The 242-nt window shown below is 36.8% G+C and carries 1 pseudogene; it reads left to right on the forward strand.

Annotated features, from left to right (window positions below):
* Positions 1–242 (forward strand): annotated as a pseudogene (locus tag LI126_RS15055) (hypothetical protein); the annotation flags it as partial.

The following is a 242-nucleotide window of genomic DNA, read 5'->3' on the forward strand; positions in this document are numbered from 1 at the left end:
TGTTACAGGGTATATTTTACAGATAGGCGTTATATTTAATGTGACAATGACGGGCATTATGGCGGCTAGTATGCCTTTAGCAGAAGAAAAAGAAAAGCAGACGTTACGTGTTTTGTTGAGTTCATCTGTTAATAAAGTGGAATTTCTGATTGGAAGTTTGGCACCAGTCTTAGTCATTATGACAGCAATCAATTTTATTTTGATTCCAATTAGCGGTGTATTCGTTGGGAACATGCTAGTCT

This window comes from Mediterraneibacter sp. 210702-DFI.5.30, from assembly GCF_020560115.1.
Taxonomy (GTDB): domain Bacteria; phylum Bacillota; class Clostridia; order Lachnospirales; family Lachnospiraceae; genus Mediterraneibacter; species Mediterraneibacter faecis.